Here is a 19,748-nt window from a genome sequence, read left to right on the forward strand (position 1 = left end):
GCGGTGCGGCACATCGCATGCGTACGGTACCGCCATCACTCACGCGAGTGATGCCGCCGGCCTCCGGAACCGCCCTGTCCCGGACCGCCGAGAAGGCCGTCCGTCCGGCCGCTGCGGCTTCCGCCGCTCTCGTACGGTGCTGTTCAGGAACCGGAGCGCGCGGCTTCGAGCAGTTCCTCCGCGTGGGCCCTGGCCAGTTCGGAGTCCTCCTGCCCCGCGAGCATCCGCGACAGCTCCCGCACCCGGGACTCCCCCTCCATCGCCTTCACGCCGCTGTGCGTGACGGAGCCGTCATCGGTCTTCTCCACGACCAGGTGCCGGTCGGCGAAGGCCGCGACCTGGGGAAGGTGCGTGACGACGACGACCTGGGCCGACCTGGCCAGCCGTGCCAGCCGCCGTCCCACCTCGACCGCGGCCTTGCCTCCGACTCCCGCGTCGACCTCGTCGAAGAGGTACGTGGGCACCGGGTCGGCGCCCGCGAAGACGACCTCCACGGCGAGCATCACGCGCGAGAGCTCACCTCCGGAGGCGCCCTTGGCCACGGGACGCGGCTGCGCCCCGGGGTGCGGCGCCAGCAGGAGCTCGACCTCGTCCGTGCCGTGCGGCCCGAACGCCACGCTGCGGCCGTCCAGTTCGAGTCCGGGGGCGCCGGCGGCAGCGTCGCTGCGTTTGAGGGAGAAGGACACCCGGGCGTGCGGCATGGCCAGTTCGGAAAGCTCCTCGGTGACGGCGTCCGCGAAGCGCTTGGCCGCGTCCGCGCGGGCGTCCGTCAACTGCTGGGCGAGACCGGTGAGTTCGCTGACGAGGGCGTCGCGCTCCGCGGAGAGTTCACCGATGCGTTCGTCGTCGCCCTCGAGTTCGGCGAGGCGTGCGGCGCTCTCCTCGGACCAGCTGAGGACTGCGGCGATGTCCTCGCCGTACTTGCGGGTGAGCTGCCCCAGGGCCGCGCGCCGCTCCTCGACGGCGGCCAGCCGCAGCGGGTCGGCGTCCAGATCGTCGGCGTATCCGGCGAGTTCGCCCGCCACGTCGCCCATCAGGATGGCGACCTCGCCCAGGCGGTCGGCGAGCGAGGCCAGCGCGGGGTCGTGTGCGCGCTGGGCCTCCAGGGCACGGTGTGCGGCCGAGACGAGCGCCGCCGCATCGGAGTTCTCCGGGCGCCCGGTGTCCTCGGGATCGCCCGCGAGGGCCGCGTGCGCGGTGGTGGCGGCGGAGGCGAGGGCTTCGGCGTGGCCGAGGCGTTCGGCCTCCGCCGCGAGTTCGGTGTCCTCCCCCGCGCGCGGCTCCACCGCGGCGATCTCCTCCAGGCCGAAGCGGAGCATGTCCGCCTCCTGGGCCCGTTCGCGGGCAAGCGTGGTGATCTCGTCGAGTTCGCCGCTGACGCTGCGCAGCCGCTGGTACGCGGTGGTCCACCTGGCCAGCGGCGCGGATACTGCCTCCCCGGCGAACCGGTCCAGGGCCTGCCGTTGGCGTGCTGGGCGCAACAGGCCCTGCTGGTCGGACTGTCCGTGCACAGCCACGAGGTCGTCGCTCAGCTCGGCCAGCAGCCCGACGGGCACGGACCTGCCGCCGACGTGCGCACGAGAGCGGCCTTCGGCGGAGAGCGTGCGGCTGACGAGCAGCGCCCCGTCGTCGAGTTCGGCTCCGGCCTCGCCCGCGCGGACCGCGGCGGACGACTCCGGCGGCACGACTATGCGCCCCTCGACCACCGCGGCCCTGGCTCCCGCCCGTACGAGGGCGGCGTCGGCCCGTCCGCCCAGCAGCAGCCCCAGGCTGGTGACGACCATGGTCTTGCCCGCTCCGGTCTCACCGGTCACCGCGGTGAAGCCTGGGGACAGTTCGACGACGGCGTCGTCGATGACACCCAGGGACCTGATCCGCATCTCCTCCAACACGGGTACGACCATACGCAGTCCGCGGAGGTACCCCCACCCTCCCCCGGAGACTTCGGCCCGGGTGGGGTCCCTGGGGGCACCGCCCGGCGAAGCCAGGGGGAGCAGCGAGGGGGAGTGCCCCAGCCCCCGGAAGGTGCGGTCGCCCGGTCGCGGGAAGCGGCGCGCGTCAGTGCGGCGCGCCGCGCCAACCCGCCACCGGCAGCGCGAACTTGGCGACGAGACGGTCGGTGAACGACGCGTGGTGCAGTCGTGCCAGCCGCACCGGCACGGCCCCCCGGCGCACCTCGACGCGCGCACCCGCCGGAAGTTCGACGCTGCGTCTCCCGTCGCACCACATCACGCCGTGCGGCGTCTGCGGCTGCACCTCCACCGCGAGCACCGAATCCGGGGCCGTCACGAGCGGTTTGGCGAACAGCGCGTGTGCGCTGATCGGCACCAACAGCAGCGCCTCCACCTCGGGCCAGACCACGGGACCGCCGGCGGAGAAGGCGTAGGCCGTCGAGCCGGTGGGTGTGGCGCACACGACGCCGTCGCCACCGAAACGGGAGACGGGACGGTTGTCGATCTCGGTGACGACCTCCAGCATCCGCTCGCGGGAGGCCTTCTCCACCGACGCCTCGTTGATGGCCCAGTCGTGGTGCACGATCTGGCCGTCGTTGCGCACGAGGACGTCGAGCGTCATCCGCTCCTCCACCTCGTAGTCCCGGGTGACGACCCGGTGCACGACTTCCTCCAGGTCGTCGCGCTCGGCCTCGGCGAGGAAGCCGACCCGGCCCAGGTTCACGCCCAGCATCGGCACGCCGGAGGCACGGGCGAACTCGGCGCCGCGCAGCAGCGTTCCGTCGCCGCCGAGGACGACGATCAGCTCGCAGCCCTCCGCGGCCTGCCCGGTGGAGGGCACCGTGCGCACCCGGTCCGGCAGGGGCAGGGCACCGGCCTCCTCCTCCAGCACCCGCACGCCGATGTCGTTGCGCAGCAGGCCCTGTACGACCAGCTCCGCGCTGCGTACGGCTGCTCCGCGTCCCGTGTGGGCGAGCAGGAAGACCGTGCGGGCGTCACTGCCTGTCGTCATTTCGGGCCCTCCGCCACAGCTCGCTCGACTTCGGCCGCGTCGATCGCGGGTGCTCCGGCGCGCAGCCACAGAAAGTACTCGACGTTCCCGGACGGCCCCGGCAGCGGACTCGCCGTCACTCCGAGGGCGCCGAGTCCCAGCCGTGCGGCCTGGGCCGCCACTCCCAGCACGGCCTCCGTGCGCAGCGCGGCGCCGCGCACCACGCCGCCGCTGCCGAGGCGTTCCCTGCCGACCTCGAACTGCGGCTTGATCATGAGCACCAGGTCGGCGTCCGGCGCGGAGCACCGCACGAGAGCGGGGAGCACGAGTCCCAGGGGGATGAAGGACAGGTCTCCCACGACGAGGTCCACAGGCCGGCCGTCCACGTCGTCGAGTGTCAACTCCCGTACGTTCGTACGGTCCTTGACGGTGACGCGTGCGTCGCTGCGCAGGGACCAGGCGAGCTGCCCGTAGCCGACGTCCACGGCCACGACCTCGGCCGCGCCGGCACGCAGCAGCACGTCGGTGAAGCCGCCCGTCGAGGCGCCGGCGTCCAGGGCGCGGCGCCCCTCGGTACGCAGGCCCACAGGCCCGAACACCGCGAGCGCGCCCGCGAGTTTGTGGCCGCCGCGCGAGACGTACTCCGGGTCGGCGTCGTCGGCCCGTACGACGACGGCGGCGCTGGTCTCCACCTGTGTGGCGGACTTCGCGGCGACGTTGCCGCCGACGGTGACCCGTCCTGCGGCGATCAGCTGGCTGGCATGCTCGCGCGAACGGGCCAGGTTGCGGCGCACCAGTTCCGCGTCGAGTCGGCGTCGGGGCAAGAGTCAGCTCCGGTGAGGCTGAGGCCCTGGCGCGGGGCGGCCCGGACCGTGTACGGAGGCGGGGCCCGGGGCGGGTGCCGAAGCGGGGTGCCGGTCGAGCCCGGCCAGCACCTCCCGCAGCCCGCGGTGCACGTCCTCGTACACCTCCAGATGGCCCGAGACCGCGAGATGGTCGGCGTCCTCCAGGCGTCTCAGCTGGGCGTCGACAGGGGCCTGGCCAGTCGGCTCGACGTGCAGCCCGAGCGGACGCGGCCCGTCGTCCTCAGCGTCCGCCTCCGCCTCGCGGAGCTGTGCGGGCTCCTCCGCGTCCGTGTGCTCTCCGGCGCCCGCGTGGTCCCCGGCGCCGGCGTGGTCCGCGGCACCCGCGTGGTGCTCCGTCCCGAAGGACTCACGGGCACCCGGCCGCTCGCCCTCCACGGCTTCCGCTTGTTCCGCGGGTGCCGCTTGTTCCGTCGGCTCCCCTGCGCCCGCCACCCGTGGGGGGTCGGCGTCCTGCTGCGCCGGCACTGCGCCCGGCATCGGCTCGCTCATGCCCCTGACGCTACCGCTTCCGGAGCACCCCGCGGGCCCGCCCCGTGTGCATGGGCTCAGGTGCTGCGCGCCGCGCGCGCACGGGACCGCGCGGCCGGTACGACCAGCGGCGTCCCCGATTCCGGATCCTCGATCACCCTGCACGGCATGCCGAAGACCTCCTCCACGAGGCCCGCCGTGACGACCTCGCCCGGGGCCCCCTCCGCGACCACTTCGCCCTCCCGCATCGCGATCAGGTGCGTGGCGTAGCGCGCCGCGTGGTTGAGGTCGTGCAGCACCGCCACCAGCGTGCGGCCCTCCTCCTCGTGCAGCCGGGCACACAGGTCCAGCACCTCGATCTGGTGGGCGATGTCGAGATAGGTGGTCGGCTCGTCCAGGAGCAGCAGCGGTGTCTGCTGCGCGAGCGCCATGGCGATCCACACGCGCTGCCGCTGGCCGCCGGACAGCTCGTCGACGAAGCGGCTCTCCAGGTCGTCCACCCCCGTCGCCTCCATCGACTGCCTCACCACCCGCTCGTCCTCCCGCGACCACTGGCGCAGCAGGCTCTGGTGCGGGTAGCGCCCGCGCGCCACCAGGTCGGCGACGGTGATCCCGTCGGGGGCGACGGACGACTGCGGCAGCAGCCCGAGGATGCGCGCGAGCTTCTTCGCGGGCATTGCGCCGATGTCGGCGCCGTCCAGCAGCACGGACCCGGCAGCGGGCCGGAGCATGCGGGAGAGGGCGCGCAGCAGCGTGGACTTGCCGCAGGCGTTGGGGCCGACGACCACCGTGAAGGAGTTGTCCGGCACGGCGACGCTCAGCCCTTCCGAGACCGTCCGCCGGTCGTAGGCGAGGGTGAGGCCCTTGCCCGTGAGCCGGCTGGCGCCTTCCCAGGCGCCGTCAGGCCGCGGGGAGTCGGGTGCGTGCGGCTGCCGCGGGTACTCCGGGGTCTGCTGTTCGGTCACGCTCGCCGTCCTTGCACTGTCGCCCGTACCGGTCGTCGCATCCGTGGTCTTCGTCCCCGTGGTGGTCCTGTCCACGGCCGTCGCATCCGCCGCCGTCGCGACCGCGCCCGTTCCGTTCGTACGCTTCGCATACCTGGCGGCGTCCGTGCGCTCCGCATCCGTGACGGCACCCGTGACGGCGTCCCTGGCTGTGACGCCCCCGGTGTCGCGTCCGCCGCGCTCCCGCCGCTCATATCCGTCCCGCCCTGCGCTCGGTCGCCAGCAGCCACACCAGATAGCCGCCGCCCAGCACACCGGTCACCACCCCCACCGGCAACTCCCTTTCACCGAAGACCCGTTGGGCGCAGAAATCGGCGGTGACCAGCAGCGCGGCACCCATGCACATCGCCGGCAGAAGGTTCGGTCCCGGCGCCTTCGTCAGCCGACGCGCCAACTGCGGCGCCGTCAGCGCCACGAACGCGACGGGGCCCGCGGCAGCGGCCGCGAGGGCCACCAGGAGCACGGCGGCGGCGAGGAGCACCAGCCGCACGCGCTGCACGCGGACGCCCAGCGCAGCGGCCGCGTCGTCGCCCATCTCCATCATGCGCAGGGGCCGTTCGCACCCGAGCAGCACGACCGGCACCAGCACCGCCATGGCGGCGAGCAGCGGCGCCGCGTCGTCCCAGCCCCGCCCGTCGAGGCTGCCGGTCATCCACAGCACCGCACGCCCGGCCTCGGTGATCTGGGCCTTGGTGAGGAGATATCCGTTGACGCCGGTGAGCATGGCGGCCACGCCGATGCCGACGAGCACGAGACGGTAGCCGTGCATGCCTCCGCGCCACGCCAGTCCGTACACGGCGATCCCGGTGACGACGCCGCCGGTCAGCGCACCGCCCGCGAGTGCGGCGCTGCCTCCCCCGACGATGACGATCGCGGTCAGCGCACCGGTCGCGGCGCCGTGGGTGAAGCCGAGCACGTCGGGGCTGCCGAGCGGATTGCGCACGACCGCCTGGAAGACCGCGCCCGCCAGCGCCAGCGCGGCGCCCACCGAGAGAGCCGTCGCGGTGCGCGGCAGCCGCAGTTCGTTGACGATGAAGGCGTCCGCCGGTGCACCCTGGCCGGCCAGGGTGCGGATCACGTCCGCCGGTGCCATCGGGTATTCACCGCTGCCGATGGCGAGGACTCCGACGACGAGCGCCAGCACCGCGCACCCCGCCCCCGCGAGGAACGCGCGCGGCCGGAGCGTGACGGAGTATCCGCCCGCGGTACGTATGACGCTCATGCCTGGGCCACCTTCCGGCGCGGCACGAAGTACAGGAAGAACGGCCCGCCGAGCACGACGGTCACGATGCCCACCTGCAGCTCGGCGGGCCGCCCGAGCACGCGTCCGAGCACATCCGCGCCGAGCATCAGCACCGGCGCCAGCAGCGCGCAGTAGGGCAGGAGCCACCGCAGGTCCGGGCCTGTCAGGGAGCGCACCATGTGCGGCACCATCAGGCCGACGAAGACGATGGGACCGCAGGCCGCGGTCGCCGCACCGCACAGCAGCGTGACGGCCACGATGGCAGCGCCGCGCGTGAGTCCGGGACGTGAGCCGAGCGCCCGTGCCGAGTCCTCGCCGAGTGCAAGCGCGTTGAGCGGACGTGCCAGAGCCAGCGCCAGCAGGATGCCGGCCAGCACGAACGGCAGCGCCTGGACGTTGGTGCCGTCCTCCGCGCGGGCCAGCGAGCCGACCGTCCAGAAGCGCATGCGGTCCAGCGATGCGGTGTCCAGCAACTGCACTGCGTTGACGTAGGAGATGAGCGCCGCGTTCAGTGCCGTACCGGCGAGGGCCAGCCGTGCGGGAGTCGCCCCGCGGCCGCCACCGACCGCGTACACGGCCACCGAGACGGCCGCGGCGCCCGCGAAGGCGAAGCCGATGTAGCCGGTGTAGCCGGAGACCCCGAAGAAGGAGATCGCGGTGACGACGGCCGCGGCGGCGCCGCCGTTGATGCCGAGCAGTCCGGGGTCGGCTAGCGGGTTGCGGGTCAGTGCCTGCATCACGCCGCCTGCGAGCCCGAGTGCGGCTCCGGCGAGCAGCCCGAGAACGGTGCGCGGCAGGCGCATTTCGTGCACGACCGGGTACGACGGCGAGCCCGTGTCCGTCAGGCCGTTGAGGACCTCGGTGAGCGAGAGCTGCTTCGCCCCGACGGCGATGCTCAGTGCGAGTACGAACAGCAACAGGGCCCCGGCGCCGAGCAGTCCGGCGGCGCGGAACACGAGGACGGTCCGGCCACCGCCCGCGGCGGGGTCACCGCTCCGGCCCGCGGTCCCGGACCGGCCGGCACCGGCCTTCCGCACGGACACCGCCGCCGGTGGGGGCCGTTCGGCCTCCCCGGGACGTTCGGTCGCCGAACTGCCCGATCCCTGGCGGGAGTTGATGAGGGTCACGTACGGGCTCCGGTCGGGGACCGGGGCCTTGGGCACCCGGCCACTGGACAACAACGACTTTGGTTAGGTTAACCTAACTTGCATCCCGGCACGCCGGCCGCCCTGAAAGACACCGGAAAGAGAAGGCTCTGCATGCCCCATTCGTCCGCGTCCCCCAGTCTCTCCCGTCGTGGTCTGCTGGCCGTCGGCGGCGCCGCGGGTCTCGGCGCCCTGCTCACCGCCTGCGGCAGCGACGGGGGTTCGAAGTCCGGCTCCGGCAAGGGCGGAGGCGCCTGGTCCTTCACCGACGACCGCAAGAAGAAGATCAGCCTCGACGCCCGGCCGCAGCGCATCGTCGCCTACGTCGGCACCGCCGCGGCCCTGCACGACTTCGGCGCCGGTGACGCGATCGCCGGAGTCTTCGGCCCGACGAAGAAGAAGAACGGCGAGCCCGACGTGCTCGCCGGTGACCTGGACGTGAAGAAGCCGGCGGTCATCGGCAACGCCTACGGCGAGTTCGACATCGAGAAGTACGCGAAGGTCCGTCCCGACCTGCTGGTGACGAACATGTACGTGAAGGACGCCCTCTGGTACGTGCCGGACGAGAGCAAGGCCAAGATCCTCAAGCTGGCCCCGGCACTCGCGCTCCAGACCGCCGAGAAATCCATGCTGGACACGATCAAGCGCTTCGCCGAACTCGCCGGCTCCCTCGGCGCCGACCTCAGGGCCGAGCGCGTCACCGACGCCAAGGACCGCTTCGAGAAGGCCTCCGAGAGGCTGCGCAAGGCGGCCGGGGCGAGCGGTGGCCTGAAGGTGATGGCCGCCTCCGGCGCCCCGGACCTCATGTATGTCTCCGACCCCTCCGCGAATGCCGACCTGCGGTACTTCAAGGAGCTCGGCGTCGACATCGTCGTACCGAAGAAGCTCAGCAAGCAGGGCTTCTTCGAGGAACTCAGCTGGGAGAACGCCGACAAGTACGAGGCCGACGTGATCATGCTGGACAACCGCACGCAGGCCCTGCAGCCCCCGGCGCTCAAGTCCAAGCCCACATGGTCGGACCTGCCCGCCGTCAAGGCCGGCCAGGTCACCACATGGGACGCCGAGCCGCGCTTCTCCTATGCGGGTGCCGCCCCCGTACTCGAACAGCTCGCCAAGGCGATCGAGGACGCGAAGAAGACCGCCTGATGGGTGGAGCGGGCGGCGGCACCTCTCCGCCGCCCGCTTCGCGCCCCGGACACCTCCGGACCCCGTTCCGCGCAACCCGAACCGCCCGCAAACGCCGCGTGGTTCACACTCCGCCGGACCCGCCCCGGGACCCGGGGCGCGTGGCCGCGGCACCGCACAGCCACCGGTCTCGCGGCCGGACCACCAGCAACCCGACGTCCACGCACGGCACGTCCCACCCGGGAGGAAAGCCGCACCATGAGCACCGCAGCCCCCGAAGCCCCCGCCCGCGCCGTCCCGTTCGAGTTCTTCGACGCCCACGTCGTACGGACCCTCCGGCTGGGCCCCACGATGCTGCGCATCACGTTCGGCGGCGAGCCGCTGCGGGACTTCGCCTCCGGCGGGCGCGACCAGCGCTTCAAACTCTTCCTTCCGCACCCGGGCCAGAAGGCACCCGTCGTCCCCACCGACGCCGGCGACGCGTGGTTCACGGCCTGGCGGGCCATGGACCCGTCCGTGCGCGGGATCATGCGCTCCTACACCGTGCGGGAACAGCGCCGCTTCCCGCAGCACGAGCTGGACATCGACTTCGCGCTGCACGGCGTCGGCGACCCGTCCGAGGCCTCATCGGCGGGCTTCGTACCGGCCGGTCCCGCGTCACGGTGGGCCGCCACCGCGCGCCCCGGTGACCGGGTCACGCTCCTCGGCCCCACCGTCCACGACAACGCCGGCGTGGACTTCCGTCCCGCCGCCGGCACCGACTGGGTCCTGATCAGCGGCGACGAGACCGCGCTGCCCGCGATCGCGGGCATCCTCGAGTGGCTGCCGCCGGGCACCCCCGCCAAGGTGTGGATCGAGGTGCCGCACGCCGAGGACGTCCAGGAGCTCCCGACAACCGCGGACGCCGACATCACCTGGCTCGTCAGGGAGAACACCACCGGGAACCGCACGGACTTCCATCTCGCGTCCCTCGCCGCGGCCGGCCTCCCCGAGGGCACCCCGTACGCGTGGATCGCGGGCGAGGCCGGAACCGTCAAGGCGCTGCGGCGGCACCTGGTCGGTGAGCGCGGCTTCGACCGCAAGAGGGTGAAGTTCACCGGCTACTGGCGGATGGACACGAGCGAGGAACAGCTCGTCGAGGAGGCCGTCTCCGGCGCCGCGGGTGCCACGGGCGACTGAGGAGTCGCTGCGCCTCAAGGCACCGCGCCTCAAAGCCCCAGCCGCGCAAGTGCCTTGTCCGCCTCCAGCGTGCAGCGGCCCGGCCCCGCGGCGGTCCACGCGGCGGCGCACAACGCCCGCAGTCCGTCGAGCACTTCACCCTCCCCGTCGAGGACGAGTTCCCCGCTGGCCGCACCGGCTTTCCAGCCGGCGCATCCGAAGCCGCTCCCGGCGTCGCCCGCCGGCTCCGGGTGGGGCTGCGCCAGTCCGCGCAAGTCCCGCGCGACGTACGCCGGGCGGTGCTCGGGCGGCGCCGCGAGCAGCTGCGCCGCGTCGGTCAACCCTGTCAGGACGAGCAGCGAGTCGACGCCTCCGACGTGCGCGCCCTCGATGTCGGTGTCCAGGCGGTCGCCGACGACCAGGGGCCGCCGCGCTCCCGTGCGCAGAACGGTCTCGCGGTGCATCGGCGGCTGCGGCTTCCCCGCGATCCGCGGCTCGGGAGCATCACGCATCCATCGGGTCGCCAGGCGGACGACTTCGACGGCCGCGCCGTTGCCGGGGAGTATTCCCCGGTCTCCCGGGAGGGTGAGGTCGGTGTTGGAGGCGAACCACTCGGCGCCCCGTCCGACGGCGAGCGCCGCCTCCCCGAGCCGTCCCCACTCCAGGTGCGGGCCGCCGTAACCCTGCGCCACGACGGCCGGTTCGTCGTCGGCCGATTCGACGACGCTCATCCCCTGCGCGCGCAGCGCCTCCCGGAGGCCTTCGCCGCCGACGGCCAGCACCCGGGAACCCGGCGGATGCCGCTCGGCGATGAGACGGGCCACTGCCTGCGCCGAGGTGATCACGTCTCCGGCGTCCGCGGGGATGCCCAGGTCGCACAGGTGCGCCGCGACGGTCTCCGGCGTTCGTGATGCGTTGTTCGTCACATACGCCAGGCGCATTCCGGCTATCCGCGCCTCCTCCAGCGCTCCCACCGCGTGCGGCACCGCATCGCCCGCGACGTACACCACACCGTCCAGGTCCAGCAGCGCAGTGTCGTACGCCTCCCGCAGGGCCCGGGGGCTTCCGGAAGGGCTCGTGCGCACAGTGCCCGCCATCGTCTCTCGCTCTCCTCGCAACGGATACCTCTCTTCGCCCGGCTCCCCCGATGATGCCGCCCTGCGCCGCCAGGGGCCGCTCCGCCCCCGGCCGGAGTCGGGCATAGCATGCGGTAATGACCACCGACGGCCTCCGGCTCACTCCCTTCCGCGGCCTGCGTTACGCCCCCGGGGAGGTCGGCTCTCTCGCCGCCGTAACCTCGCCGCCGTACGACGTGGTCGTCCGTCCCGACGAGTTGCACCACCTGGAGACCTCGGACCCGTACAACATCGTCAGGCTGATCCTGCCGCAGGCCGGCGACGCGGCACGAGGTCAGGCCAAGGCCGCGGAGACACTGCGTTCCTGGCGTGCGCGCGGCGTACTGGCGCAGGATCCACGGCCGGCGCTCTACGTCTACGAGCAGCGCCGCGGCGACCTGCTCCAGCGCGGACTCATCGGCGCGCTGCGGCTGTCCGAGCCCGAGGAGGGCGTGGTCCTGCCGCACGAGGGCGTCATAGCCGAGATCGTGGAGGACCGCGCGGCACTGATGCGCGCCACCGGAGCGAACCTGGAGCCACTGCTCCTCTCCTACCGCGGCGACGGCATGGTCACCGGCGCCACGGCAGTCGTCGAACGGGCCGTGCTCCGCACGCCGTTGCTCTCCACCACGACCGAGGACGGCTTCTCGCACCGCCTGTGGTCGCTGACCGATCCGGGCGAACTCGCCGAGGTCGACGCCGACTTGTCCCGGCACCGCGCTCTCATCGCGGACGGACACCACCGATGGGCGACCTACCTCCGGCTCCGCAGCGAACACCGGGGTCCGGCCGGGAGCGCCGACGGCGACGCACACGGCAGCCCCGCAGCGGCGGCCGGCCCGGCCGGCGGCCGCCCCGGCTCCGCCTCCCGCTCCGGCGGTTCGCCCTGGGACTACGGCCTCGTCCTCCTCGTCGACACCGTCCGCCATCCGCTGCGGGTTCAGGCCATCCACCGGGTGCTTCCACGGCTCCCGCTCGAACAGGCACTGCAGGCCGCCGCGTCGGAGGGCGCCTTCCGGGTACGTGCTCTCGGCACGGGTTCCCTTGCGCAGGCGCTCAGCACCCTGGAGGAGACGCCGGGCAACGCCTTCCTGCTCACCGACGGTGGCGCCTTCCATCTGCTGTCGGACCCCCTTCCCCGTCTGCTGGAAGGGCTGAACGCCCGCGGTCCGGAGTCGTGGCGGCGCCTGGACGCGACCGTGCTGCACTCCGTGCTTCTCGACGAGGTGTGGCAAGTGCCCGACGTCCCCGAGGAGATCAGCTACATCCACGACGCCGCCGCAGCCGTCGGCAAGGCGGCCCGCGCGGGCGGCACCGCCGTTCTCATGAGGCCGGTGCGGGAGGAAGTCGTACGTGAACTCGCCGAGCGGGGCGTGATGATGCCCCGCAAGTCGACCTCCTTCGGCCCGAAACCGGCGACCGGTCTTGTGCTCCGCGTGCTCGACGACGACTGCTGAGGCCGTCCTGCTTCCTGTGACGCTCGCGACCCGCCCCGCTGCACCCCCGTCCGACCATAGTTAGGGTAGCCTTACCTAACTGCACTCTCCGTGCGGTTCATGACGACGATGCCCGCGTCAGGGAGGACAGTTCATGAGCAGCAGGTCCCACCTGCTCAACGACGGGACGGTGGAGCGCTACCGGCGCTGCGTCACGGACGGCGTCGGCCGTGTGGCGGACAGGATCGCCCGCACCGACCGCCCCTTCACCGGAGTCACCCCGTCCCAACTCCGCCCGGCCGTCGAGGGCATCGACCTGGAAGAGCCCCTGGACGACCCGGCCGCCGCCCTCGACGAGCTGGAGAACGTCTACCTCCGCGACGCCGTCTACTTCCACCACCCGCGCTACCTCGCCCACCTCAACTGCCCCGTCGTCATCCCGGCGGTCCTGGGCGAGGCGGTGATCTCGGCCGTCAACTCCTCGATGGACACCTGGGACCAGAGCGCCGGCGGCACGCTGATCGAACAGCATCTGATCAAGTGGACCGCCGAGCGGGCCGGCCTCGGCACCGCGGCCGACGGCATCTTCACCAGCGGCGGCACACAGTCCAATCTGCAGGCGCTGCTGCTCGCCCGCGAAGAGGCGTGCCGCCCGGCGCAGAAGAACTCCCCGACCCCGCTGCGGAAGCCGGAGATCCTGCCGCGGCTTCGCGTTCTCACCTCCGAATGCAGCCACTTCAGCGTCGAGAAGGCCGCCACGCTGCTCGGCCTGGGAGCCGAAGCCGTCGTCGCCGTACCGTGCGACCAGGACCGGAAGATGCGCACCTCCGCCCTCGCAGCCGAACTCGAACGGTGCGAACGCGAGGACCTGGTGGTGATGGCCGTCGTCGCCACCGCCGGCACGACGGACTTCGGCAGCATCGACCCGCTGCCCGCCATCGCGGGCCTGTGCGAACGATTCGGTACATGGCTGCACGTGGACGCCGCCTACGGCTGCGGTCTGCTGGTCTCCCGGCGGCGCGGTCTGCTGGAGGGCATCGAGCGCGCCGACTCCCTCACCGTCGACTACCACAAGTCCTTCTTCCAGCCGGTCAGTTCGAGCGCCGTGCTCGTACGCGACCAGTCCGCGCTGCGCCACGTCACGTACCACGCGGACTACCTCAACCCGGCACGGATGGCGGAGAACGACATCCCCAACCAGGTCGACAAGTCCATCCAGACCACCCGCCGCTTCGACGCCCTCAAGCTGTGGCTGACGCTGCGCATCATGGGCGCCGCCGGAATCGGCGAACTCTTCGACGAGGTCGTGGACCGTGCGGCCGACGCCTGGCGGATGCTGCGGGAGGACCCCCGCTTCGAGGTCGTCACCCGGCCGCAGCTGAGCACCCTCGTCTTCCGCTGGCTGCCGCCCTCGCCGGCCGACCGGTCCCTGACGGACGAGCTCAACCTGTATGCGCGGCACGCCCTTTCGGCCTCCGGTGAGGCCGTCGTGGCGTCCACGGTCGTCGACGGACGGCACTACCTGAAGTTCACACTGCTCAACCCGCAGACCTCGCTCGACGACATCGCCGCCGTCCTCGACCTCATCGCGGAGCACGCCGGCCGACACCTCGCCGAGCGCCGAGGCGGCTCCGAGGACCGGCTTCCGGCGCCGGAACCGGTCCACCCCCGCGCCAGCTGACCGCCCGCCCCCGGAGATCCGGAGACCTACGTGTCCACCCCACAAGGCACCACCCACGTCCACGACTTCATCGCGGTCGGCCTCGGCCCCTTCAATCTCGGCCTCGCCTGCCTGAGCGACCCCGTCGATGAGCTGGACGGCCTCTTCCTGGACGACAAGCCCGGGTTCGACTGGCACTCGGGGATGCTGCTCGAAGACGCCACGCTGCAGACCCCGTTCCTCTCCGACCTGGTCACCCTCGCCGACCCCACCTCCCCGTTCTCCTTCCTCAACTACCTCAAGGAGTCCGGCCGCATCTACTCGTTCTACATCCGCGAGAGCTTCTATCCGCTGCGCGCCGAGTACGACGACTACTGCCGCTGGGCCGCCGGGAAACTGGATTCGGTGCGGTTCCGCAACCGCGTCACCAGCGTCGAGTTCGACGACAAGGAAGACGTCTACCTCGTCCGCGCCGACGACCTGGACGCCGGGGAGAAGCGCACCTACCGGGGCAGGAAACTCGTGCTCGGCACCGGCACCCCGCCCCACATCCCCGACTCCTGCCGCGGCCTGGGCGGGGACTTCCTGCACAACTCGCGCTATCTGGAACACAAGACGCGGCTGCAGAGGAAGAAGTCCGTCACGGTCGTCGGCAGCGGCCAGAGCGCCGCCGAGATCTACTACGACCTGCTTCAGGACATCGGCAGCCACGACTACCACCTCACGTGGGTCACCCGCTCCCCGCGGTTCTTCCCGCTCGAATACACCAAGCTGACACTCGAGATGACCTCCCCGGAGTACGTGGACTACTTCCACAGCCTCCCGCCGGCCACCCGGGACGAGCTCGTCGCATCGCAGAAGAACCTCTACAAGGGCATCAACACCGAACTGATCGACGCGATCTTCGACCTGCTCTACCAGAAGAGCATCGGCGGCCCCTGCCCGACGCGGCTGATGACCAACACCTCGCTGACGGACGCCTCTTACGACGCCACGTCCGGCACGTACACCCTCGGCCTGCGCCAGGAGGAGCAGAAGCAGGACTTCACCCTCAGCACCGAGGGCCTCGTTCTCGCCACCGGATACCGCTACCGCACGCCCGAATTCCTCAACCCCGTTGCCGACCGCATCGAATGGGACGAGCAGGGACGCTTCGACGTACGGCGCAACTACCGCGTCGACAACGGCACGAGCGAGGGCCACGAGATCTACGTGCAGAACGCCGAACTGCACACTCACGGATTCGTCACACCGGACCTGGGCATGGCCGCGTACCGCAACTCGTGCATCATCCGCGAGCTGCTCGGCCGCGAGTACTACCCGGTCGAAGAGGCCATCGCCTTCCAGGACTTCAGCGCCCCGGCACCCGACGGGGCGCCGGCACCGGCCACACGGACGGAGGTTCCGCACCCATGAGGAGCACCCGTACGCACGACGGCGGCACCGCCGCCGTCGTGCACACCCGCAACGACCCGGCCCTGGGCCGCTTCGCCCTGCGCCCCGTGGACCCGGCGGGCGACGCCGAGTTGCTGCACACCTGGGTCACCCACCCCAAGTCGGCCTTCTGGCTGATGCGGGAAGCCACGCTCACCGATGTGGAGCGGGAGTTCATGGGCATCGCCGCCTCCGAGCACCACGACGCCTTCCTCGGGCTGCACGAGGGCGAGCCGCGCTTCCTCATGGAGCGCTACGACCCCGCACACGTCGAGCTGAAGGGCCACTACGACGCACAGACGGGCGACGTCGGCATGCACTTCCTGTGCGCTCCCACCGACGCGCCGCTCCGCGGCTTCACCCTCGCCGTAATCACCACGGTGATGGACATGCTCTTCGCCGACCCGGACACTCGCCGGGTGGTCGTCGAGCCGGACGTGCGCAACACCGCCGTGCACGCACTCAACGAAGCCGTCGGTTTCCGCATCGAACGCACCGTCGCCAAACCCGAGAAGGACGCCTACCTGAGCATGTGCACCCGGGAAGAGTTCGAGGCCGCACGCGAGGCCCTCGCGGCCCGGGAGTCCGGCGGAACCCGCGAGACCCCAGGAGAGACGAAGAAGCGATGACCACCCCCACCTCCCTCTCCCCCCGCGAAGCGGTCGCCCATCTCACCCCCGAACGCTGGGACCTGGCCAACCGGCTGCTCATACGCAAGGCCCTCGCCGAATTCACCCACGAACGGCTCCTCAGGCCGGAACCGTCAACGGCCCCCGACGGGCAGCACACCACCCCGTACACCGTCCACAGCGACGACGGCACCACTCAATACCGGTTCACGGCACGGCAGTTCGCCCTCGACCACTGGCAGATGGACGCCGGCAGCATCACCCGCCACCGCGACGGCGACCGACTCCCCCTGGACGCCCTGGCGTTCATCACGGAGCTGCGGGATTCGCTGCGCCTGGGACCGGAGATCCTGCCCGTCTATCTCGAAGAGATCAGCTCCACCCTTGCCAGCACGGCGTTCAAGCTCGCCCGTACTTCTGTCAGTTCCCGCCGGCTGGCCCGCTCCGGCTTCCAGGACATCGAGGCGGGCATGACCGAGGGCCACCCCTGCTTCGTCGCCAACAACGGCCGCCTCGGCTTCGATGTCGCCGAGTACCGCGCCTACGCGCCCGAAACCGGCGCCCCCGTACGGCTGATCTGGGTCGCCGCCCACCGCGACCACGCCACCTTCACCGCGTCGGCCGGCCTCAGCTACGACAAACTGCTGCTCTCGGAGCTGTCCGCACCGACGCTGCGCCGCTTCTCCGCCGTCATGCGGGAAGAAGGCCTCGACCTGGACGACTACTTCCTCATCCCCGTCCATCCGTGGCAGTGGTGGAACAAGCTGTCCGTCACCTTCGCCGCCGAGGTCGCACGCCGGAATCTCGTCTGCCTCGGCCACGGGGACGACGAACACCTCGCCCAGCAGTCCATCCGTACCTTCTTCAACGCCACCGCCCCGGAGAAGCACTATGTGAAAACGGCACTCTCCGTCCTCAACATGGGCTTCCTGCGCGGACTTTCGGCCGAGTACATGAAGGCAACCCCCGCGATCAACGACTGGCTCGCCCGCCTCGTCGCCGATGACGAGGCCCTGCGCGAGACAGGCCTCACGGTGCTGCGGGAGTGCGCCGCCGTCGGCTACCACCCCGCCCCGTACGAAGCGGCCGCGGCCAAGGGCTCCCCGTACCTGAAGATGCTCGCCGCCCTGTGGCGGGAGAGCCCCGTCCCGCTGCTCGCGCCGGGTGAGCGGCCGGCGACGATGGCGGCGCTCCTCCACACCGACACCGAGGGCACCTCCCTGGCCACCGCACTCATCGAACAGTCCGGCCTGGGCGCGGCGACGTGGCTGCGCCGATACCTCGATGTGTATCTCACGCCGCTGCTGCACTGCTTCTACGAGTACGACCTGGTCTTCATGCCGCACGGCGAGAACGTCATCCTCGTACTCGACGAGGACGGCGTCCCCGCACGGGCGTTGTTCAAGGACATCGCCGAAGAGGTGGCGGTGCTGAGCGCGGACGCCGAACTCCCCCCCGAGGTCGAACGCATCCGTGCCGACGTACCGGAGGAGAAGAAACTCCTCTCCCTCTTCACCGACGTCTTCGACTGTTTCCTGCGCTTCCTCAACGGAATCCTCGCGGACAACGGCACCCTCGACGAGTCCTCCTTCTGGTCGACGGTCGCCGACTGCATCCGCGACTACCAGAAGTCCGCACCGCACCTGGCCGAACGCTTCGAGCGCTACGACCTCTTCGCGGAAACCTTCCCGCTCTCCTGCCTCAACCGCCTTCAACTGCGCAACAACCAGCAGATGGTGGACCTGCAGGACCCGGCGGGCGCTCTCCAGCTCGTCGGCGAACTGGAGAACCCGCTGGCACCCTTCGCACCGTAGCCCAGCCCTTCCCCCGACCCGTCGGACGACAAAAGAGGCGGGAGCCCGCCGCGGGCTCCCGCCTCCTCATCTCTCCCGGCTGCTCACCGGCTCACTCCGAGGTGCTGCCGCCGTCACCGTCCCCTGCGGCCTCTTCCTCCGCCTCCGGGTCGAGGGCGTCGATGAATTCCACGCCGTCGAGCTCGGCGAGCCTGTCCGACGCGTCCGTGGACCCGCTCTGGTCGGCCTCCAGCGCCCTGGCGAACCACTCCCGCGCCTCGTCCTCCCGTCCGACCTCCAGCAGTGCGTCGGCGTACGCGTAACGCAACCGGGCCGTCCACGGCTGCTGCGAACTGGACGCGAGTTCGGGGCTCTGCAACGTCACCACAGCAGCCTCGGCCTGACCCATGTCACGGCGCGCCCCCGCCGCGACAAGCCTCATCTCCACCTGTCCGGCCTTGTCCAGCTTCTGCACCTCGGGCTCGCCGGCCATCGCCAGGGCCTTCTCCGGCCTCCCCATGCCGCGCTCGCAGTCGGCCATCACCGGCCACAGATGCTGCAGCCCCGTCATGCGCCGGGCGGCCCGGAACTCCGCCAGCGCCTCCGCGTACTTCTCCACCGCGTACGCGGCGAAGCCCGCGGCCTCACGCACCGACGGAACACGCGACGCCAGCCTCAGTGCGACACGTGCGTAGCCGTAGGCCGCCTGCGGATCCTCGTCGAGCAGCCTGGCGACCATGACGAGGTTCTTCGCGACGTCCTCGGCAAGAGTCTTCGGCAGGCTCATCAGCTCCTGCCGGACCTCCTTGTCGATCTCGGCGCCGGTCACGTCGTCGTCGATGGGCAGCCGTCGCGGCGCATCCCGGTCCAGGCGCCTGTCATCTCGGCGCCCGTCCCTGCGGTCGTCCCGGCGGTCGTCCCGGCCGGGGCGCCGCGGAGGACCTCCGCGGTCGTCGTCCCTGCGCCCGCGGAAACCACCACGCCGCTCCCGGTCGTCCCGTCCGCGACCGCCGCTCTGCCCGTACGGGCGCCGGCCCCCGCCGCCGCTCCGCTCGTCCTCCCGACGGGGTCCACGCGGCCTGTCATCCCGGCGGTCCTGCCGCGGCCCGTCAGACCGACGATCCTGCCGCGGCCCGTCAGACCGGCGGTCCTGCCGCGGCCTGTCAGACCGGCTCCTGTCAGGGCGGGGAGCGCTGCCGCGCCCCTCGCTGCGCCGCGCCGGCCGGTCACTCCTGTCGTTCCGCTCATCCCGGCGAAAGCCGGCTCCGCGCGGCCTGTCCCGGTCTGTCCGGTCGTCACGCCGGTCGCTGCGACGCCCGTCCTCGCGTCGATACCCGTCCCGTCCACGGTTCTCACCACCGCCGGCGCGACCATCGCGCTTTCCACCACGAGGGCGGTCATCGCCGCTCCGCGGCCCGGACCGACGGGGACGAGGCTCAGGCCGATCGTCTGGCGAATCGGTGGACATCGACGTGACTCCTTCTACTGCACAGGGCCCATCTCCAAGGCCCGCACTACTGCAATTCCGAAAATCAAAAAAGCCCGTGGCCCACAGCGCATGCACGCTGTGGGCCACGGGCCCTTCAATAGTAGTTCGGCGGTGTCCTACTCTCCCACACGCTCCCGCATGCAGTACCATCGGCGCAGTAAGGCTTAGCTTCCGGGTTCGGAAAGTAACCGGGCGTTTCCCTCACGCTATGACCACCGAAACACACCCCCCACACATGGC

General features: G+C 71.6%; 16 protein-coding genes, 1 rRNA gene and 1 pseudogene. 7 read left to right on the plus strand and 11 right to left on the minus strand.

Annotated elements, in window-relative coordinates; all coding sequences use genetic code 11:
* Positions 1 to 143 precede the first annotated feature (143 nt).
* The 7 genes and pseudogenes from recN to H180DRAFT_RS24080 all read right to left on the minus strand — a co-directional run bounded on the left by recN (position 144) and on the right by H180DRAFT_RS24080 (position 7,480).
* Positions 144 to 1,904 (minus strand): DNA repair protein RecN, encoded by a 1,761-nt coding sequence (recN, locus tag H180DRAFT_RS24050; RefSeq protein ID WP_055488207.1) that lies wholly within the window; start codon positions 1,902 to 1,904, stop codon positions 144 to 146.
* Between the two features lie 154 nt (positions 1,905 to 2,058).
* Complete coding sequence (locus H180DRAFT_RS24055; protein WP_055488208.1) at positions 2,059 to 2,964, minus strand: NAD kinase; 906 nt, start codon at positions 2,962 to 2,964, stop codon at positions 2,059 to 2,061.
* Positions 2,961 to 3,767, minus strand: a complete 807-nt coding sequence (locus tag H180DRAFT_RS24060) for a TlyA family RNA methyltransferase (RefSeq protein ID WP_055488209.1) — start codon at positions 3,765 to 3,767, stop codon at positions 2,961 to 2,963. The genes H180DRAFT_RS24055 and H180DRAFT_RS24060 overlap by 4 nt, the downstream gene beginning before the upstream one ends.
* A gap of 3 nt (positions 3,768 to 3,770) precedes the next feature.
* Positions 3,771 to 4,022: pseudogene (locus H180DRAFT_RS29340) on the minus strand (hypothetical protein); the annotation flags it as partial.
* 332 nt (positions 4,023 to 4,354) lie between these two features.
* Positions 4,355 to 5,242: an ABC transporter ATP-binding protein gene (locus H180DRAFT_RS24070; protein WP_079100367.1), complete on the minus strand. Its 888-nt coding sequence runs from the start codon at positions 5,240 to 5,242 to the stop codon at positions 4,355 to 4,357.
* Between the two features lie 229 nt (positions 5,243 to 5,471).
* Positions 5,472 to 6,503 (minus strand): FecCD family ABC transporter permease, encoded by a 1,032-nt coding sequence (locus H180DRAFT_RS24075; RefSeq protein ID WP_055488210.1) that lies wholly within the window; start codon positions 6,501 to 6,503, stop codon positions 5,472 to 5,474.
* The gene (locus H180DRAFT_RS24080; RefSeq protein WP_055488245.1) at positions 6,500 to 7,480 is read right to left on the minus strand and encodes a FecCD family ABC transporter permease; all 981 of its coding nucleotides are present in this window, start codon (positions 7,478 to 7,480) and stop codon (positions 6,500 to 6,502) included. The genes H180DRAFT_RS24075 and H180DRAFT_RS24080 overlap by 4 nt, the downstream gene beginning before the upstream one ends.
* 303 nt (positions 7,481 to 7,783) lie before the next feature.
* Here H180DRAFT_RS24080 and H180DRAFT_RS24085 point away from each other — a divergent pair, with 303 nt between their 5' ends.
* Positions 7,784 to 8,815, plus strand: coding sequence for an ABC transporter substrate-binding protein (locus H180DRAFT_RS24085; RefSeq protein ID WP_055488211.1), 1,032 nt, complete (start codon positions 7,784 to 7,786; stop codon positions 8,813 to 8,815).
* Between the two features lie 237 nt (positions 8,816 to 9,052).
* The gene (locus tag H180DRAFT_RS24090; RefSeq protein WP_055488212.1) at positions 9,053 to 9,973 is read left to right on the plus strand and encodes a siderophore-interacting protein; all 921 of its coding nucleotides are present in this window, start codon (positions 9,053 to 9,055) and stop codon (positions 9,971 to 9,973) included.
* A gap of 29 nt (positions 9,974 to 10,002) precedes the next feature.
* On the opposite strand, the gene H180DRAFT_RS24095 is transcribed toward H180DRAFT_RS24090, so the two are convergent.
* On the minus strand, positions 10,003 to 11,049 hold the full coding sequence (locus tag H180DRAFT_RS24095) for an HAD hydrolase-like protein (RefSeq protein WP_055488213.1): 1,047 nt from the start codon (positions 11,047 to 11,049) through the stop codon (positions 10,003 to 10,005).
* 116 nt (positions 11,050 to 11,165) lie between these two features.
* Here H180DRAFT_RS24095 and H180DRAFT_RS24100 point away from each other — a divergent pair, with 116 nt between their 5' ends.
* The 5 genes from H180DRAFT_RS24100 to H180DRAFT_RS24120 all read left to right on the plus strand — a co-directional run bounded on the left by H180DRAFT_RS24100 (position 11,166) and on the right by H180DRAFT_RS24120 (position 18,040).
* On the plus strand, positions 11,166 to 12,524 hold the full coding sequence (locus H180DRAFT_RS24100) for a DUF1015 family protein (protein ID WP_055488214.1): 1,359 nt from the start codon (positions 11,166 to 11,168) through the stop codon (positions 12,522 to 12,524).
* 133 nt (positions 12,525 to 12,657) lie between these two features.
* On the plus strand, positions 12,658 to 14,184 hold the full coding sequence (locus H180DRAFT_RS24105) for a pyridoxal phosphate-dependent decarboxylase family protein (RefSeq protein WP_055488215.1): 1,527 nt from the start codon (positions 12,658 to 12,660) through the stop codon (positions 14,182 to 14,184).
* 30 nt (positions 14,185 to 14,214) lie between these two features.
* A complete protein-coding gene (locus H180DRAFT_RS24110; protein ID WP_055488216.1) occupies positions 14,215 to 15,579 on the plus strand; it encodes a lysine N(6)-hydroxylase/L-ornithine N(5)-oxygenase family protein in 1,365 nt (454 codons plus the stop codon).
* The gene (locus H180DRAFT_RS24115; protein ID WP_079100368.1) at positions 15,576 to 16,226 is read left to right on the plus strand and encodes a GNAT family N-acetyltransferase; all 651 of its coding nucleotides are present in this window, start codon (positions 15,576 to 15,578) and stop codon (positions 16,224 to 16,226) included. Before H180DRAFT_RS24110 ends, H180DRAFT_RS24115 begins: the two co-directional genes overlap by 4 nt.
* On the plus strand, positions 16,223 to 18,040 hold the full coding sequence (locus tag H180DRAFT_RS24120) for an IucA/IucC family protein (RefSeq protein ID WP_055488217.1): 1,818 nt from the start codon (positions 16,223 to 16,225) through the stop codon (positions 18,038 to 18,040). Before H180DRAFT_RS24115 ends, H180DRAFT_RS24120 begins: the two co-directional genes overlap by 4 nt.
* Before the next feature lie 91 nt (positions 18,041 to 18,131).
* Here the strand turns inward: H180DRAFT_RS24120 and H180DRAFT_RS29345 are convergent, their stop codons facing one another.
* The 3 genes from H180DRAFT_RS29345 to rrf all read right to left on the minus strand — a co-directional run bounded on the left by H180DRAFT_RS29345 (position 18,132) and on the right by rrf (position 19,728).
* Entirely contained in the window at positions 18,132 to 18,866 is a 735-nt protein-coding gene (locus H180DRAFT_RS29345; protein WP_107097758.1) for a tetratricopeptide repeat protein, read from the minus strand.
* On the minus strand, positions 18,845 to 19,420 hold the full coding sequence (locus tag H180DRAFT_RS29965) for a hypothetical protein (protein WP_055488218.1): 576 nt from the start codon (positions 19,418 to 19,420) through the stop codon (positions 18,845 to 18,847). The genes H180DRAFT_RS29345 and H180DRAFT_RS29965 overlap by 22 nt, the downstream gene beginning before the upstream one ends.
* Before the next feature lie 191 nt (positions 19,421 to 19,611).
* Positions 19,612 to 19,728, minus strand: a 5S ribosomal RNA gene (gene rrf, locus H180DRAFT_RS24130).
* Positions 19,729 to 19,748: the final 20 nt, after the last annotated feature.

Origin of the sequence: Streptomyces sp. WMMB 322 (genome assembly GCF_900090145.1) — a bacterium.
In the GTDB taxonomy this organism is placed as follows: Bacteria; Actinomycetota; Actinomycetes; order Streptomycetales; family Streptomycetaceae; genus Streptomyces.